This window comes from Streptosporangium fragile (genome assembly GCF_039534445.1).
Classification (GTDB): Bacteria; Actinomycetota; Actinomycetes; order Streptosporangiales; family Streptosporangiaceae; genus Streptosporangium; species Streptosporangium fragile.
Window position 1 is genome coordinate 110,373 of sequence record NZ_BAAAVI010000016.1, and the last position, 16,767, is coordinate 127,139.

Consider the following 16,767-nt stretch of genomic DNA (forward strand, 5'->3'; position numbering starts at 1 on the left):
AAGAAAATCTCACTTGTGCTGAAATATTATCGAAAAAGAGGATGGCAGCATGCGTCCCCGCCACCTCCTCCTCGCCATCGGCCTGGCCGCCGTATGGGGCTTCAACTTCGTCGTCATGGAGGTCGGGCTCCGGCACTTCCCGCCGCTGTTCTACGTCGCGCTCCGCTTCCTGGTGGCGGCCTTCCCCGCGCTGCTGTTCGTCGGCGGCCCCGGCGTCCCCTGGCGCAGAGTGCTCGCCGCCGGGGCCACGCTGGGCGCCGGGCAGTACGCCCTGCTGCTGCTGGGCATGCGGGCGGGCATGCCCGCCGGGCTGACCTCGCTCGTCGTCCAGGTACAGGCGGTCTTCACACTCGTCCTGGCCGTCGTCCTGCTCCGGGAGCGGGTCACCGCGCGCCGGGTCACCGGCATGGCGGTCGCGTTCGCCGGGCTCACGCTGATCGCCGCCGACCTGGGCACGGGCGGGCCCATCGGGGCGTTCCTGCTGATCGTCGCCGCGGCGTTCTTCTGGGGCGCGGGCAACATCGCGGTCAGGAAGGCCGCGCCGCCCGACCCGTTCCGCTTCATGGTCTGGCTCAGCGCGGTCTCGGCCCTGCCCATGCTGACCCTGTCGCTGCTGGTGGAGGGGGTTCCCCGGCTGGAGTTCTCGGTGGAGGGCAGCCTGTCGGTGCTCTACGTGGCACTGATCTCCACGCTCGGCGGCTTCGGCGTCTGGGGCTTCCTGCTCCAGCGCTACGACGCCTCGCTGGTCGCCCCCTACTCGCTCCTCGTGCCGGTGTTCGGCATGTCCTCGGCCGCCCTGTTCACCGGCGAGCCGATCTCCCCGCTCAAGCTCGTCGCCGCCGTCCTGATCCTCTCCGGCGTCCTCTACGCCGGCACCCGCCCCCGCCGCGTTCTCCGTCCCTCTCCCACGTTCTCCCCAGTCCGGGGCGAATCAGGCGACAATGGAATGAGGGCAACGAAGGCGATGTGAATGAGCACGCCGGGTGACGGGGACGATGTTACGGTGACCGACGTGAGCGCCGCACTCGGCTACTGACCGTCACCGCCTCCCCGGGGATGGACCGCCGACGACCTCGATCACCTGCCGGCCGAGGGCCCCAACGGCGAACCCGACTTCTTCGAGCACGTCGAGCTGATCGATGGAGCCCTCGTCTTCACGTCCCCCCAGAAGCGCTTCCACGAGCGCGTGTTGTTCGGCCTCCGGGTCGTCCTGAACGCCCAGGTCCCCGAGGATCTGGCAGCCGTCACCCGGATGGACGTCAAGCTCGGCCACCGGATGCGTCCCTGTCCCGACGTGCTCGTCGTCGACGCGGCGGCGGCCGAGGACGACGAGCGAACCTTCTACACCCCCGCCGAAGCGCGGCTCGCCGTCGAGGTGGTCTCCCCCGAGTCCGAAGACCACGACGGCAAGACCAAGCCGTCCCGCTACGCCGAGGCGGGCATCGCCCACTTCTGGCGGGTGGAGAACATGGACGGCTCCCCGGTCGTCCACGTCTGCGAGCTCGACCCCGCCACCCGCGTGTACGCCCTCACCGGCATCCACCACGGACGGCTGACCGTCCCCGTCCCCTTCCCGATCGACATCGACCTCACCGCCCTGCCCCGGTAGGCGACCGGGGACAGGGGCGGTCAGCCCGGGCTGTCGGACCCGCCGCGCCTGACGCCTCCGCAGGAGGCCCGCCGGGCGCGGTAACGATCGGTCCGGGCCGGGTGGCGGTCAGGACGCCTGGGCGGCGGCCTTGGCGGCGACGGGGAGGGCCTCGGCGATGCGCGACAGGGCCTCGTCGTCGTGGGCGGCCGACAGGAACCACGCCTCGTAGGCCGAGGGCGGCAGGTAGACGCCCTGGTCGAGCATGGCGTGGAAGAACGCCCGGTAGGCGGCGGTGTTCTGCTTCTGGGCGGTGGCGAAGTCGGTGACCCGCTCGTCGGTGAAGAAGATGGAGAACAGGCTCCCGGCGCGTTGCAGGCGGTGCGGCACCCCGGCCGCGGCCAGCGCGTCGGCGGCGGCACGGCCGATGACCAGCGCGGCGGCGTCGATCCGGTCGTAGACGCCCTCGTCGCAGGCGCGCAGCGTGGCCAGGCCCGCGGCGCAGGCCAGCGGGTTCCCCGACAGGGTGCCCGCCTGGTAGACCGGCCCCTCGGGGGCGAGGTGGGCCATGATGTCGGCGCGACCGCCGAACGCGGCGGCGGGCAGGCCGCCGCCCATGACCTTGCCGAAGGTCATCAGGTCGGCCTCGACCGGGTCCAGCCCGTACCACCCGGCCTCCGAGACCCGGAAACCGGTCAGCACCTCGTCGATGATCAGCAGGGCGCCGTGCGCGGTGCAGAGCTCCCGAAGCTTGGCGTTGAACCCGTCCTGCGGCGGGACGACGCCCATGTTGGCCGGGCACGCCTCGGTGATCACGCACGCGATGTCGGGTCCGAACGCCCGGAACGCCTCGGTGACCGCCTCGATCGAGTTGTACGGCAGGACCACCGTGTCGGCGGCCGAGGCGCCGGTCACGCCGGGGGTGTCGGGCAGCCCGAAGGTCACCACGCCGGAGCCGGCCGAGGCGAGCAGGGCGTCCACGTGGCCGTGGTAGCAGCCGGCGAACTTGATGATCTTCGACCGGCCGGTGAAGCCGCGGGCCAGGCGCACCGCGGACATGGTGGCCTCGGTACCGGAGCTGACCAGGCGGACCTTCTCCACCGGGTCGACCCGGGCGACGATCTCCTCGGCGAGCTCGACCTCACCGGGCGTCGCCGTGCCGAAGGAGGTGCCGTCGCGCAGCGCCTCCTGCAGCGCCTCGATCACGGCGGGGTGCCGGTGCCCCAGGATCATCGGCCCCCAGGAGCAGACCAGGTCGACGTAGCGGTTGCCGTCGACGTCGGTGATGTACGGCCCCTGGCCGGAGGCCATGAAGCGCGGAGTGCCGCCTACGGCGCCGAAGGCGCGGACGGGGGAGTTGACGCCTCCCGGGACGATCTCGCGGGCGCGGGCGAACAGGCCCTCGGAGTTCTCAGTACGGCTCACGCTCCCAAGGGTAGTCACGGGGACGTGCGGGTCGCCCCGCAGGCGAGACGGCCGCATGTCGAGGTCCCGCGCCCTCATGTCAACGGAGGGAGCTCGCATGGTCCGGACCGGCGCCTATCCGCCGGGGACGCGCGCCGTATGAGAGAGACTCGCATGCCGATGACCAACCGATGACCGGACGGTGAAGGTCCACCCGGCGTCCGCCCGCCGTTCGCGGCCCGGCCATCCGGCCTCCGCCCGCCGTTCGCGGACCACCCGTTCCGCGCCGGCTCCCCGTCCGGCGGGCATCCGTTCCCCCTTCGGGCCCCGGCCTCCGGCCCGCCCGGCCCCGGCGTACCCCGTCCGGCGCCCGCGGTCCGCGGTCACTCGCAGGCGTCGGCGAGCCGGTCCAGGACGCGGAGCGGGTCGGGCAGCGGGCGGCCGTCCGGGGGACGGAGCCAGGTGGCGGAGGCGCCGCCGGGCAGGGTCGAGGGCGGGGCGAGGACGTAACTGTCGCGGCAGTGCCAGCGCAGCCCGGGCATCTCCTCGATCGTGGACGGGCCGAAGTCGAGGGCGCAGGACCACCACTCGTCCTCGTCCTCGGCGGTGTTGCGGGTGGCCACATAGAACAGGACCCGGTCGCCGATGTCACTCCGGCGGAGTCCATGGTGGCGAGGGCGGCGCGCCCCGCGGCGGCGGGTACGTCGAAGACGTCGAAGACCCGGCCGGTGGGCAGGATCACGTTCGCCTCGGGCTCGTACTGCCACCAGTGGGTGAGCAGGGCGGGGTCGGTGGTCGCCTGTATCTGCCAGGCCCGCGAGAGCGGGTGCGCGCCCGCGTCGGGACAGCCGACGCGGTCGCAGGAGCAGGCGCGGGAACCGCCCCGCAGCGGCCGCGCGCCGGGGCAACTCGCCCAGCCCAGGGCGGCGTACTCGAGCACGGCGTTGATCGTCTGTTTCGGATGGGCACGTCGCTTGCCTCGACGAACCAGCGGTACCCCCACCATCGTGTCCTCCGTCGTCCGCGCATCCCGGGTGCCAGCCGGATACGAAGACATCTCCACACTTTGGTCAGCGGGAATGTCGAAACACCCAGGGCCTCGTCACCTGGGTCACATCCGCACCGGTCTTCGCACTCTAACGCACGACGTTCCCCGCGAGGCGGCAAACCCCCAGTTCTCGGTACGCGCCGCGGATTTCACCTGAGCCGGGCCGCCACCTCGGTCGCCCAGTAGGTCAGGATCATGTCGGCACCGGCCCGGCGGATCGCGATGAGTGACTCCATGATCACCCGGTCCCGGTCGAGCCAGCCGTTCGCCGCGGCCGCCTCGACCATGGCGTACTCACCGCTGACCTGGTACGCCGCCACCGGCACGTCGACGGCGTCCCGCACCTGGCGCAGGATGTCGAGGTAGGCCAGGGCCGGCTTGACCATGACGGCGTCGGCGCCCTCGGCCAGGTCCAGCCGCACCTCGCGCAGCGCCTCCCCGACCGGGCCCGCCGGGTCCTGCTGGTAGGCGTTGCGGTCGCCGAACTGGGGCGCGCACTCGGCCGCCTCACGGAACGGGCCGTAGAAGCCCGAGGCGTACTTGGCCGAGTAGGCCAGGATCGGGATCTGCTCGAAGCCGTCGGCGTCCAGCGCGGCGCGGATGGCCGCGACCTGGCCGTCCATCATGCCGCTGGGCGCGATGACCTGCGACCCGGCGCGGGCTTGGGCCACCGCGGCGGCGGCGTAGCGCTCCAGGGTGGCGTCGTTGTCGACCTCGCCGTCCGGGGTCAGGATGCCGCAGTGCCCGTGGTCGGTGAACTCGTCCAGGCAGGTGTCGGTCATCACCACCATCGTGTCGCCCACGTCGGAGACCAGGTCGGCGACGGCTCGCTGGACGATGCCGTCCGGGTCGTCGGCCGCCGACCCGCGGGCGTCCTTCACCGCGGGGACACCGAACAGGATCAGCCCGCCGACCCCGACCTCGGCCGCGTCGTGGGCGGCCTTGCGCAGCGAGTCACGGGTGTGCTGGAAGACCCCGGGCATCGAGCCGATCGGGTGCGGCTCGTCGATGCCCTCCTTCACGAACATGGGCAGCACCAGCTCGGCCGGGTGCAGCCGGGTGCCGGCGACCATCCGTCGCATGGATGCCGTACGGCGGAGCCTGCGCGGGCGCGCGACAGGGAACTGGGCCGTCATGATGTCTCCCCCTTCCCCCGGCCGGTAGGGGACGTGCGGGCCGGAGGAGCTCGGTGTCTGTTCTGGCGCACCGCTCGGCACGGCGCGTCTCGGCGCGGCGCGCCGCCTCACCGGACCCGCCGCTCGTCGCGGCGCGCCCCGGCACACGGCACGCCCTGGCACGCGGCGCACCGTGGGGTGCGACGTGCCACCCGCGGTGTGCCGCTTCGCGCACGGCCCGCCGCTCGCCGCGGCGTGCCGCATGTCACGGCGCGCCGGTCGATTCCGGCTCGCCGGTCGATTCCGGCGCGCGGTCCGCCCGCCGTACGCGGGCGGCCACCGCATCAAGGTTACTTGGCGCGGCGCCGGGCTCCCCGCCGGGTCTGTGAGGGCCTGCGGGGAGCCTCTCCGGCCGCGAGGGCCGCCTGGCGCTGCTTGGCACCGTACTCCGCCAGCGCCGCCGCGAGGGCGGAAGCCGACGGCTTGTCGGCCATCACGTCGACGCGGAGCCCGAATTCCTCGGCCGTCTTGGCGGTCTGCGGGCCGATGACGGCGATGACCGTGACGTTGTGCGGCTTGCCCGCGATGCCGACCAGGTTGCGGACGGTGCTCGACGAGGTGAACAGCACCGCGTCGAAACCGCCGCCCTTGATGGCCTCGCGGGTGGGGGCCGGCGGCGGCGCGGCGCGGACCGTGCGGTAGGCGGTCACGTCGTCGCACTCCCAGCCGAGCTCGATCAGCCCGGCGACCAGGGTCTCGGTCGCGATGTCGGCACGCGGCAGCAGCACCCGGTTGATCGGGTCGAGCATCGAGTCGTACGGGGGCCACTCGGCCAGCAGGCCCTCCGACGACTGCTCGCCCGACGGCATCAGATCGGGCTTGACCCCGAACTGGATCAGCGCCCGCGCGGTGGCCTCGCCCACCGCGGCGACCTTGAGCCCGGCGAAGGCCCGGGCGTCCAGGCCGTACTCCTCGAATTTCTCGCGCACGGCCTTGACCGCGTTCGCGCTGGTGAACGCCACCCACTCGTAGCGCCCGGTGACCAGGCCCTTGATGGCCCGGTCCATCTGCTGCGGGGTGCGGGGCGGCTCGACGGAGATCGTGGGGACCTCCTCGGGCACCGCTCCGTAGGAGCGCAACTGCTCGACCAGGGCCGCCGACTGCTCCTTCGTCCGGGGCACGAGCACCCGCCAGCCGAACAACGGCTTGGTCTCGAACCACGACAGCCTGTCGCGCATGCCGACGGCCTCGCCGACCACGATCAGGGCGGGCTCGGTCATCCCGGCGTGCTTGAGGTCCGGCGCGATGCGGCCCAGCGTGGTCACCACGGTGTGCTGTTCGGTGGTGGTGCCCGCGCTGCTGATCGCGACCGGCGTGGAGTCGGGGCGGCCCGCCGCGATCAGGGCCTTGCCGATCGCCACGGCCTCGGCGACGCCGTTGTAGATGACCAGGGTGCCCGCCCCGGCCGCGTGCGTGGACCAGTCGTCGACCAGGGTGGCGTCCACGACGCGGAACTCCGGCACCGACACCGCGGCGGGGATCCCGGCGTAGGTGAGCACCGCCGTCGCCGGGGGCACCCCGGGGACGATCTCGAAGTCCACCTCGGCCTTGGCGCAGGCTGCGACCTCCTCGGTGATCGAGGAGAAGAACATGGGGTCGCCCGCGCACAGGCGCACGACGCAGCCGCCGTCCTTGGCCGTCCTGACGGCGCGTACGGCGACGGCGCCCTCCTCGGCGGCGTCGACGACCTGGACGTCCTGGCGGCAGTGACGCAGCAGCGGATCGTACGCCTCCCGGTCGAGGACGACGAGGTCGGCCTTGGAGAGCAGGTCGGCGCCGCGGAGCGTCAGCAGACCCTCGTCGCCGGGGCCCGCACCGACGAAGGCGACGAACCCTGACGGGCGCTCAAAGGTGGTACTTCCGGAGCTCAATGTGCTTGCTCCCCCATCAACGTGCCGGCTCCCTCGGCGATCATCTCGGCCGCGAGGTCGCGGCCGAGATCCGTGGGCGCCGAGGAGGCGCCGGCGGTGGACTTGCGCACCGCCCGCCTGCCGTCGACGGCGACGACAGCGGCGGTCAGGATCAGGTCGTGCCCGCGATCGGCCGAGTACGCGCCGACCGGAGCCGCACACCCCGCCTCCAGGGCGTTGAGCACCGCGCGCTCGGCGGTGACCGCGGCGCGGGTGCGGGGGTCGTCGAGAACGCCCAGCAGCTCGACCAGGTCGGCCCGGTCGGCGCGGCACTCCACTGCCAGCGCGCCCTGGCCGGGAGCGGGGAGCATCTCCTCGATCTCGAAGATCTGCGCTATCTCGGCCTCGCGGCCCAGCCGGCCGAGCCCGGCGGCGGCCAGCACGACCCCCTGGAGCTCACCGGAGGCCACCTTGCCGATGCGGGTGTCGGCGTTGCCGCGGATCGGGACGTACTCCAGATCGGGGCGGAGCATCCGGAGCTGGGCGATCCGGCGGGGGGAGCCCGTGCCGATCTTCGCTCCGGACGGGAGGTCGGCCAGCTTCACGGGACCGACCAGGGCGTCCCTGGGGTCGTCACGCGGGGGGATGGCCGCGATGACCACGCGCGGGTCGGGCGTGGTGGGCAGATCCTTCAGCGAGTGGACCGCGAAGTCGATCTCACCTTCGATGAGCTTGTCGCGCAGCGCGCTGACGAAGACGCCGGTCCCGCCGAGCTGCGTGAGGTCGGCCCTGGTCACATCGCCGAAGGTGGTGACACCGACCATCTCGACGGCCCTGCCGGTCAGCTCGGTGAACCGTTCGGCCACCAGACCCGACTGGGTCGTCGCCATGACGCTGCGCCTGGTGCCCAGTCTGAGCGGAGGGGGAACACTGCTCACAGCCCTGCCTCCTTCCTGCCCGGCTCGCTCTTCTCGATGCGCCGCACCGCGTCGGGCACCTTCGGATCCAGATTGAACAGCTCGCGCAGTGCTTCCGCATAATGATCGCCTGCCGGCGACTCGGCCAGCTGTTTGACACGCACGGTCGGCTCATGGAGCAGCTTGTCGACCACGCGCCTGACGGTCTGGGTGACCTCGTCCCGTACGCGCCCGTCGAGCTCGGGGACCCGCGCGGTGAGCCGTCCGAGCTCCGCCTCGACCACCTGCGCCGCCTTGCTCCGCAGCGCGACCACGGTCGGCGTGACACGCGCCGCCCGCTCGGCCGACAGGTAGGCGGTGACCTCCTCGGCGACGATGCCGCGGACGGCGGCGACCGCCTCGGCGCGCCCGCCGTCGTCGGTGTCGGCGTCGACGGCGTCGTTCTGCATGGACTCCAGGTCGACCAGGGTCACACCGGGCAGGTTCCGCACGGCGAAGTCGACGTCATGGGGCAGCGCGAGGTCGAGCAGGAACATCTCGTGCGGCGTCACCATGTCGGCCGTGATGACCACGTCGGTGGCACCGGTGCAGGAGATGACCAGGTCGGCCCGGGCCAGCTCCGCGGCCAGCTCGCCGAACTCGGCGGCCCGGCCGCCGACGGTCTGCGCCAGTCGCACCGCGCGGTCGTGGGTGCGGTTGACCACGACGATGTCGGTGACGCCGGCGCGCTGCAGGGTCGCGGCCGACAGGGCGCTCATCGAGCCGGCGCCGACGACCAGGGCGCGCTTGCCCTGGATCGGGCCCAGGACGCGCTCCGCGAGGGTGAGCCCCACGCCGACGAGGGAGGCACCGGCCCGGTCGATGCCGGTCTCGGTGTGCGCGCGCTTGCCGACCCGGAGCGACTGCTGGACGAGATCGTTGAGCGTCGGGCCGAGGGTGCCCTCCTCCTGCGCGAGCTTGAGCGCCGAACGCACCTGGCCGAGGATCTGGCCCTCGCCCAGCACCATCGAGTCGAGGCCGGAGCCGACCGAGAACAGGTGCTCGACCGCGCGGTCCTCGTAGTGCACGTAGAGGTGGGCGGCGAGCTGCTCCATCGGGACGCCGGAGTGCGTGCTGAGCAGCCGGGAGAGCGAGGTCACCGCGGCGTGGAAACGGTCGACGTCGGCGTAGACCTCGACCCTGTTGCAGGTGGAGACGACCATGGCCTCGGCGACGTGGGCGTCGCGCTGCACGTCGTGGAGGAGCTTGACCAGCGCGTCACCGGAGACGGAGACGCGCTCCAGAAGCGCCACCGGAGCCGTCCGGTGGCTGAGGCCGACAACGAGGACGCTCATCGGCCCTCTCCCGTCTCACGGGGACGGGTGCGATCCTCACGGGAACGGGTGCGATCCGCCACGCTCGTCGTGCCCGTGCGGAGGACCGGGAAGACGCCTCGTCCGCCGGCGCGCGTGCCGCGCTTGCTCACAGGTCCCTCGGTCACAGGTCCACCGCCTCGGGCCACTCCTCGGCCATCGCGGGCCCCCCACTCATCCGATCCGTCTTGCGCTGCTCATGGAACGCCAGGATCTGCAATTCAATCGATAGGTCGACTTTACGGATATCGACGCCCTCTGGCACAGAGAGAACGACAGGGGCGAAGTTGAGGATGCTGGTGACCCCGGCGGCGACGACCCGGTCGGCCACCTGCTGGGCCGCCGCGGCCGGTGTCGCGAGCACCACGATCGACACCCCCCGCCGCCTGATCACGGCTTCCAGCTCGTCGATGTGCTCCACATTCAATCCCGCAATGTGGTCGCCCACCACGTCGGGGTCGGCGTCGAGAAGCGCCGCGACCCTGAACCCGCGGGAGACGAACCCGCCGTAGTTGGCGAGCGCACGCCCGAGGTTACCCACTCCCACGATGGCAACGGCCCAATCCTGGGTGAGGCCTAGCTCACGTGAGATCTGGTAGATGAGGTATTCGACGTCGTAGCCGACCCCGCGGGTGCCGTACGAGCCGAGGTGGGACAGGTCTTTGCGAAGCTTGGCGGAGTTGACGCCCGCGGCGACGGCCAGGTCTTCCGAGCTCACGGTCGCCAGGCCCCGCTCGGCCATGCCGTTCAGCGCTCGCAGATAGAGCGGCAGCCGGGCGACGGTCGCCTCGGGGATGCCGCGTTCGCGGGCTTGTGACAGACGGCGGATCACGTGCCGGAGCTCCAGGGGGACAGGCGGCCGGCGCGGCCCGGACGCGACGGATGACGAGGTGAGGCCACTGTCATTCAGGTTAGTCCTTTTGTGAACCGGTGCACAAAGTGAGTGTTCACAATCTTGGTCTCGTCCCCCGCCGGTCCGCCGCCCGACCCCACCGAAGATCTTCACGACCCCGGCGTACCTGCGGGTTCATCGGGACGCGGCCACGGGTTCCGGAACCACACCGGACACGACCCGCAGGTTCCGGAACCACACCGGACGCGGCCACGGGTTCCGGAACCGCACCGGACGCGGTCCGCCGCACCGGGCTCGCACGGAACGCGAGAGACCGCGGCCAGGCACGCGCGGAACTCCGGCACGGCTCGCCGCACCGGGCTCACGCGGAACGAGGGCCACGGCCGCGGCCCGCACCGGCGGACACGGCTTCGCGACTGGGCTACCGTGGCGGTCATGTCACCGCGAGACCACCGCATCACCCTGCTCGGCAAGCCCGGCTGCCACCTGTGCGACGACGCGCGGGCGGTGATCGAGCGCGTCGCGGCAGAGCTCGGCGTCCCCTGGGAGGAGCGCGACATCACCGCCTCCGAGGAGGACCGGGCCCGCTACTGGGACATGATCCCGGTCACCCTGATCGACGGCGTCCAGCACGACTTCTGGCGGGTCGACGAGAGCCGCCTGCGCGCCGCGCTCACAGTGTGAAGGCCGTCGGCAGCGGCACCACCTTCGCCGCGTTCACCGTGAGCTCGATGACGTTGGTGGCGAGCACCATCGGCTGACGCTCGGTGACGAAGCGCTCCATGTGGGGCTGGCGCTGGTGCTCGGTGTAGGCGACCTGGTCACGGTAGAGCTCGTAGACGATGCGCTGCAGCGGCGCCGACTTCACCGAGTGACAGGCGTAGACGAGCGTGTCGGGCTCCGAACGGCGGACGGTCTCGACCGTCTCCTCGGCCAGCCGGTCGAACGCCTCGCCGGTCCCGTCGAGCAGGGTGAAGACGGTCAGCAGGCCGAAGATGTTCGGCGAGGGGCGACCGGAGCCGCCGGGGCGGTCGCCGTTCCCACCCGGCCCCGCCGGATGCGTGGAGCCGGTCGCGGGACCGCCGCCGAACCCCTGCTCGTGGCCTCGCGAGTCGGCGCCCGGCCCGTACCCGTGGGAGCCCGTGGGACCCTCGCGCCGGGGAGGCGCGCCGAAGGCCTGGTCGGCGGGCATCGGCTTGAGGCTGGCCCCGGATCCGGAGAGAGGCCCGTCGGGCATGGCGAACTCCCCGGTGACGGGGCCGCCCCGCCTGCCCGGCTCCCCGGGACCCACCGGCCGGCCGAACTCGCCCGTACCGGGGCCCACCGGCCGGCCGAACTCGCCCGTACCGGGACCACGCCTGCGGGAGCCCGAAGCACCGTGCTTGCCGAACTCGTTGGCCGGGATGTCGTACTCGCCGGTCGCGGGGCCATCGGCGGACATGCCGAACCGGGTGGCCTCGGGCCCGCTCACCGGAATGCCGAACTGGCCGGTCTCGGGGGGCGAATCGAAGCCGCCGCGACCGCCCGGGGCACCGCCGGGACCGGGGGCACCGGCGCCGAAGACACTGCCAGAACCAGAGGCACCGGCGCCGGCGCCGAGGGCACCGCCGGGGCCGAGGGCACCGCCCGAACCGGAGGCGCCGGGACGGCCGGCGTCGTCGACGGACCCGAAGGCGTCGAAGAGGTTGCCGTCCGGACGCCGGTCAGCCGGCGGCATGCCGTACTCGCCGGCCATGAACATCCCGGTCGCGGGACCGTCGAACCCGTCGTCGGACGCGGCGGGCCGCTGCTGCCGCATGCGGGTCGCGTAGTCGGCCTCCTGCTCGCCCGCGCGGTACTCGGCGACCAGGTCGCCGAGGCCGGAACGGCGGGGTGACTCGGCGGGAACGGCCCGGGGCGAGGAGTTCTGCGGGGACATGCCCCGACCGGCGACCTGGACGTCGAGGGGCGGCATGTCCGGGGTCCGCGGGGGCATCGGACGGGGGGTCCAGTCGTCGTCCTCGTCCTCGTCCTCGTCCTCGTAAGGCGCCAGCGGGCGAAGCACGACGTACCAGACGGCGGCTGCGGTCATGAGGAGCAACAGCGCGGTGAACATGCCGTCCACCGCGAAACTCACCGCCCCGACGGCGGCCAGGCCGGTGGGGCCGAGCACCAGCAGGGCGTGCATGTTGTCGGCGTCGTAGTCGTCGCCGCCGCGCCGGCGCATGACCGCCAGGACGATGCCCCCCAGCAGCACGAGCGCGACGATCACATGCACGGCCAGGAGCAGGAAGGTCGGCGGCGGACCCCAGTGACGGCTGCCGGGCGGGAGCAACTTGGCGAGCTCGGTCTCCTTGGCGACCGGGTCGACCGACAGGATCACCGAGGCGATGACGGTGAAGGCGATGCCCAGCAGCCATGAGCCGAACCTGGCCGCGCCCTTGCGCGCCAGCAACTGGATGACCCCGACGGCCAGCCACAGGGGTGCCAGAAGAGAACCGGTCAGCTGATAAATGCGGAATGTTCCGGCCCCAAATCCGGCCAGATGACCAGTGGCGATTACTCCGAGTGACACGGCCAGCGACGCCGTCGTGATGCTCCAGGCGATCAGCCAACCCTTGGGCTCACTGCGGAGACGGCTGATGAGCGCGACGGTGGCGATGACCGCCAGCAAGGCACCCGCAAAGGCGATGACAGCGACGAGGACTTCCATGGTGTCTCCAATGCTGCCGGACATTACCCCCCAACCGGTAGCCGAATCAGCAGTCAGCTCACCGGACCAGCCCCGAACGACCGGCCCCACACCGTATCCGGCGATTACCCCTAGTAACGACGTTTCAAAGTAGATTGTGGATTTTCCTGTTGATTTCTAGAGTGATCGAGCACGCCGTACCCCCTTCCCCTCAGGGATACCGGATGCCAGAAACGTGGCCGCTCGCCGGGCACCTCCCCACAACCGCCGCGGCGGTCCAGTCTGTCCGCGGCAACGAACTCGCCGCACACGAGGACACCTCGGATGACCTCCGCAGGCTCGTTCTGCGTGCCAAGACAGGAGACACGGAGGCGTTCGGCACGCTCTACGACCGCTACCTCGCCCTGGTCTACCGCTATGTCTACTTCAGGGTCGGATCCCATCCGCTGGCGGAGGACCTCACGAGCGAGACCTTCCTCCGCGCGCTCCGCCGGATCACCGATTTCACCTGGCAGGGACGTGATTTCGGGGCCTGGCTCGTGACCATCGCCAGGAACCTGGTGGCCGACCACTTCAAGTCGGGCAGGTACCGCCTGGAGGTCTCGACGGCCGAGGTGATCGACACTCCGCTCGACGGCCGGCACATCCCGGAGAACGCCGTCGTCGCCGCGATGGTCAACGACCGGGTCCTCAGCGCCGTCCGGGACCTCGGGCCCGAGCAGCAGGAGTGCGTGGTGCTGCGTTTCCTGCACGGCATGTCGCTCGCGGAGACCGCGCTCATCATGGGCAAGAAGAGCGGCGCGATCAAGGCCCTGCAGTTCCGGGCGATCCGGGCACTGGGCCGCGCCCTCCCGGCCGACCTCGGGTGACCGCGCCCTCCCCGGCCGACCTCGGGTGACCGCGCCCTCCCCGGCTGGTCGTACCCGCGGTTGAACACGGTTCCGTAATCCGTTTCGGACCCGCCGTCCGGCCGTCGTCCCGGCTCCCGCGCCCACCATGCCGGCGGCCGCCCGTCGCGTAACCTGACGTGGCACGTCGTCGTTAGGCATGTGACACCGACAGATGCATGAGCTGGGGGCGGCAGGGAGCGTTCATGGGTAAGTGGCTGCCCGGAATCTCGCGGAGATCGCAGGCGCGCATCCAGAGTCGCGTCGCGCGTCTCGGTACCCGTATGGCAGCCGGTCCCCGTCCCGAGTTCCGCGCCCGGTTACGTGAGCAGCTCATGCAGGAGGCCGCCGCCCCGGTCGCCACCCTCCCGGAGCCGCCGCCCGCCCGCTCCCGGCGAAGGCGCCGCGCGAGCCTGTTCCCGCACCTGCTGAGCGCCGTCCTGGTGGCCTCGATGATCGTCTCGGGCGTCTGGACCTACCAGGCGATGCCCGGCGACACCTTCTACCCGCTCAAACGCGCCGCCGAGAGCACGCTCTTCCACCTGAGCACCGACGACGCCCAGCGGGCCGGCCGGTCCTTCGGGTACGCGGAGACCCGTGCCCACGAGGTCGAGCAACTCCTGGGCTCCGGCGGGCGTGAGGACATGATCGGAGAGACCCTCCAGGACATGGAGGACACCACCCGCTCCGCGGTGACCTCCCTCGCCCGGGTACGGCGCCGCGACGCCGCGAGCACCAAACAGCTCAAGCGCTTCGTCCAGAAGCAACGCCACCAGATCGCGGGAATGATCCCTAAAATGGACGCAGAGGACCAGCGCAGGGCCAACGGTTACCTCAACTACATCGAGGGCCTGGCCCCGCCGGATTAGCCCGGCCCGGCGGCCCCGCGCGATGTCACGCGAGGGTTAGACGTCACATTCCGCTAACACAGCGTCTACCGATCCCACCCCCCTGTCCCGGTTAAGCTGAGGTGCTATGAGGCGGCTACTACGACGGCGGAGCGAAGCGCAGAAGGCCGGAGAGGTGGCGGCCGCCGCCGCCGTCGCGATGCCGATGGCCGAGCCCGATCCGGTGGCCGCCGCGTTCTTCGACGTCGACAACACCATGATGCGCGGTGCCTCCATCTACCACTTCGCCCGTGGTCTCGCCTCGCGCGGCCTGTTCACCACCAAGGACCTGTTCAGGTTCGCGGTCGGGCAGGTGGCCTTCCGCGTCCGCGGTGACGAGAACCCCGAGCACATCGCCGAGGCCCGGGAGACCGCGCTGGCCTTCGTGGCGGGCAACAAGGTCGAGGAGATCGTCCGGCTCGGTGAGGAAATCTACGACGAGGTGATGGCCGACCGCATCTGGGCCGGCACCCGCGCCCTCGCACAGGCTCACCTCGACGCCGGCCAGCGGGTCTGGCTGGTCACCGCCACCCCGGTGGAGCTCGCCCGTGTGATCGCCCAGCGCCTCGGTCTGACCGGCGCCCTGGGCACCGTCGCGGAGACCGAGAACGGCGTCTACACCGGCCGGCTGGTCGGCGACCTGCTCCACGGCCCCGCCAAGGCCGAGGCCGTCCGGGCCCTGGCCCGCAGGGAGGGGCTCGACCTGACCCGCTGCTCGGCCTACAGCGACTCGGCCAACGACCTGCCGCTGCTCTCCCTGGTCGGCCGGGCCACCGCGATCAACCCTGACTCCGAGTTGCGCGACTACGCCCGCGAGCACAACTGGGAGATCAAGGACTTCCGCACCGGCCGCAAGGCGACAATGATCGGCCTGCCCATCGCCGCGGGCGCCGGGGCCGTCGCGGGCGGCGTCGCCGCCGCCATCGCGCTGCGCCGCCACTACCGCTCCGGCTGACCCGGACGCACCCCGCTCCGTCTCGCTCCGGGACGCGCCCGGCCGCTCCGGCCCTGGTCCGTCCGGCCGCCGCCACCGTTACGGCCGCGCGACCGCCCCGGCCGGTGTCGCCCCGGCTCCAGCCCTGGCCCGTACGGCCGCCGCTACCGTTGCGGCGAGGCCGTCACGCGCGCGGCGGCCCGATCGAGGAGGTCGGACAGCGCCCGGTTGACGGCTTCGGGACGCTCCAGGCCGATCATGTGTCCGGCCTCCGGGAGCACCACGAGCCTGGCTCCGGGCAGGGCCTCGGCGATGCGGCGGCTGTGCGCCGGCGGCGTGAGGCGGTCGCGGTCGCCCACCATGATGAGCGTCTCCACCTCGGCGAGCGCGGCCAGCGCGGCCAGCTTGTCGTGAACGAGGAAGTCGCGGAAGAACCCGACCATCACCTCCGTCGAGGTGGCCACGACCATGTCGTTGACGAAGCGCACGTGGTGGTGGCGCGCGCGGGGGCCGAAGGCGACGTAACGGGTCACCGGCAGGTTGGTGCGCGACGTGAGCGCGGCGCTGCGGTCGATGAGCGCCCCCCGGGCCAGCATCCGCTCGAACACGATGGGCGTGACGCGGGGGGCGAGCCTCCCGATCGGACCGGGCAGCCCGAACGTGCTGTCGCGCAACCGCCCCGACGACGTGCTCAGCAGCGCCACGCCCGCCACGCGGGCGGTGAGCGTCTCCGGATGCCGCGCCGCGAACGCCATGATCGTCATGCCGCCCATGGAGTGGCCGACGAGGACCACCGGCAGTCCCTCGGGCACGGTGGCCTCGATCACCGCGGCGAGGTCGTCACCGAGCCGGTCGATCGTGCAGGTGTCGACGGTTCCCGCCGAGGAGGCGCCGTGCCCGCGCTGGTCGTAGAAGATCAAGGTGGCCCGGCCGGCGAGCGCCTCGCGCTGGAAGTGCCAGCAGTGCCGGTTCATCACCCAGCCGTGCGTGAAGACCACGGCCAGTTCGGGCGCCTCGGCCTCCTCGACGTCGACCGCGAGCCGTACACCGTCGTCGGTGACGACCGTGACCGCCCGCCCGTGGTGCCCGCCGAGCACCACCCCGGCGTTCGCCCTGCGCCGCCGCGCGGCGACGCCCAGCGCCGCGCCCACCGCCAGCCCGGCGACGGCGGCCCCTCTCGCGGTACGGCCTGCGCCCATGA

14 protein-coding genes and 1 pseudogene are annotated in these 16,767 nt (G+C 72.0%); 6 read left to right on the forward strand and 9 right to left on the reverse strand.

Features of this window, described 5'->3' with window-relative positions:
• Positions 1 to 49 precede the first annotated feature (49 nt).
• A complete protein-coding gene (locus tag ABD841_RS13400; RefSeq protein WP_344971138.1) occupies positions 50 to 970 on the forward strand; it encodes an EamA family transporter in 921 nt (306 codons plus the stop codon).
• A gap of 165 nt (positions 971 to 1,135) precedes the next feature.
• On the forward strand, positions 1,136 to 1,609 hold the full coding sequence (locus ABD841_RS13405) for a Uma2 family endonuclease (RefSeq protein WP_344971197.1): 474 nt from the start codon (positions 1,136 to 1,138) through the stop codon (positions 1,607 to 1,609).
• Positions 1,610 to 1,717: 108 nt separating this feature from the next.
• Here the strand turns inward: ABD841_RS13405 and hemL are convergent, their stop codons facing one another.
• From hemL to ABD841_RS13440, 7 genes and pseudogenes are all read right to left on the reverse strand, one after another.
• Positions 1,718 to 3,013, reverse strand: coding sequence for a glutamate-1-semialdehyde 2,1-aminomutase (gene hemL / locus ABD841_RS13410; protein WP_344971140.1), 1,296 nt, complete (start codon positions 3,011 to 3,013; stop codon positions 1,718 to 1,720).
• A gap of 362 nt (positions 3,014 to 3,375) precedes the next feature.
• Positions 3,376 to 4,049: pseudogene (locus ABD841_RS13415) on the reverse strand (bifunctional DNA primase/polymerase).
• Positions 4,050 to 4,189: 140 nt separating this feature from the next.
• Complete coding sequence (gene hemB, locus ABD841_RS13420) at positions 4,190 to 5,176, reverse strand: porphobilinogen synthase (RefSeq protein WP_344971142.1); 987 nt, start codon at positions 5,174 to 5,176, stop codon at positions 4,190 to 4,192.
• Between the two features lie 329 nt (positions 5,177 to 5,505).
• The gene (locus ABD841_RS13425) at positions 5,506 to 7,086 is read right to left on the reverse strand and encodes a bifunctional uroporphyrinogen-III C-methyltransferase/uroporphyrinogen-III synthase (RefSeq protein ID WP_344971144.1); all 1,581 of its coding nucleotides are present in this window, start codon (positions 7,084 to 7,086) and stop codon (positions 5,506 to 5,508) included.
• Positions 7,083 to 7,955 carry a hydroxymethylbilane synthase gene (gene hemC / locus ABD841_RS13430; protein WP_425581984.1) on the reverse strand — a complete coding sequence of 291 codons (873 nt, stop codon included), beginning with the start codon at positions 7,953 to 7,955 and terminating at the stop codon, positions 7,083 to 7,085. The genes ABD841_RS13425 and hemC overlap by 4 nt, the downstream gene beginning before the upstream one ends.
• A gap of 44 nt (positions 7,956 to 7,999) precedes the next feature.
• Positions 8,000 to 9,316 carry a glutamyl-tRNA reductase gene (locus ABD841_RS13435; protein ID WP_344971148.1) on the reverse strand — a complete coding sequence of 439 codons (1,317 nt, stop codon included), beginning with the start codon at positions 9,314 to 9,316 and terminating at the stop codon, positions 8,000 to 8,002.
• A 142-nt stretch (positions 9,317 to 9,458) separates the two neighbouring features.
• Complete coding sequence (locus ABD841_RS13440; protein ID WP_344971150.1) at positions 9,459 to 10,166, reverse strand: redox-sensing transcriptional repressor Rex; 708 nt, start codon at positions 10,164 to 10,166, stop codon at positions 9,459 to 9,461.
• Positions 10,167 to 10,622: 456 nt separating this feature from the next.
• Between ABD841_RS13440 and ABD841_RS13445 the strand changes: the two genes are divergently transcribed.
• A complete protein-coding gene (locus tag ABD841_RS13445) occupies positions 10,623 to 10,871 on the forward strand; it encodes a glutaredoxin family protein (protein WP_344971152.1) in 249 nt (82 codons plus the stop codon).
• Here ABD841_RS13445 and ABD841_RS13450 read toward each other — a convergent pair.
• Complete coding sequence (locus tag ABD841_RS13450) at positions 10,861 to 12,879, reverse strand: putative quinol monooxygenase (protein ID WP_344971154.1); 2,019 nt, start codon at positions 12,877 to 12,879, stop codon at positions 10,861 to 10,863. The genes ABD841_RS13445 and ABD841_RS13450 overlap by 11 nt on opposite strands.
• Positions 12,880 to 13,082: 203 nt before the next feature.
• Here ABD841_RS13450 and ABD841_RS13455 point away from each other — a divergent pair, with 203 nt between their 5' ends.
• From ABD841_RS13455 to ABD841_RS13465, 3 genes are all read left to right on the forward strand, one after another.
• Positions 13,083 to 13,727, forward strand: a complete 645-nt coding sequence (locus ABD841_RS13455) for a sigma-70 family RNA polymerase sigma factor (protein ID WP_344971156.1) — start codon at positions 13,083 to 13,085, stop codon at positions 13,725 to 13,727.
• Between the two features lie 302 nt (positions 13,728 to 14,029).
• Positions 14,030 to 14,614 carry a DUF5667 domain-containing protein gene (locus ABD841_RS13460; RefSeq protein ID WP_344971158.1) on the forward strand — a complete coding sequence of 195 codons (585 nt, stop codon included), beginning with the start codon at positions 14,030 to 14,032 and terminating at the stop codon, positions 14,612 to 14,614.
• 106 nt (positions 14,615 to 14,720) lie between these two features.
• Entirely contained in the window at positions 14,721 to 15,587 is an 867-nt protein-coding gene (locus tag ABD841_RS13465) for an HAD family hydrolase (protein ID WP_344971160.1), read from the forward strand.
• Positions 15,588 to 15,730: 143 nt separating this feature from the next.
• On the opposite strand, the gene ABD841_RS13470 is transcribed toward ABD841_RS13465, so the two are convergent.
• A complete protein-coding gene (locus ABD841_RS13470; RefSeq protein WP_344971162.1) occupies positions 15,731 to 16,765 on the reverse strand; it encodes an alpha/beta fold hydrolase in 1,035 nt (344 codons plus the stop codon).
• Between the last annotated feature and the right edge of the window lie 2 nt (positions 16,766 to 16,767).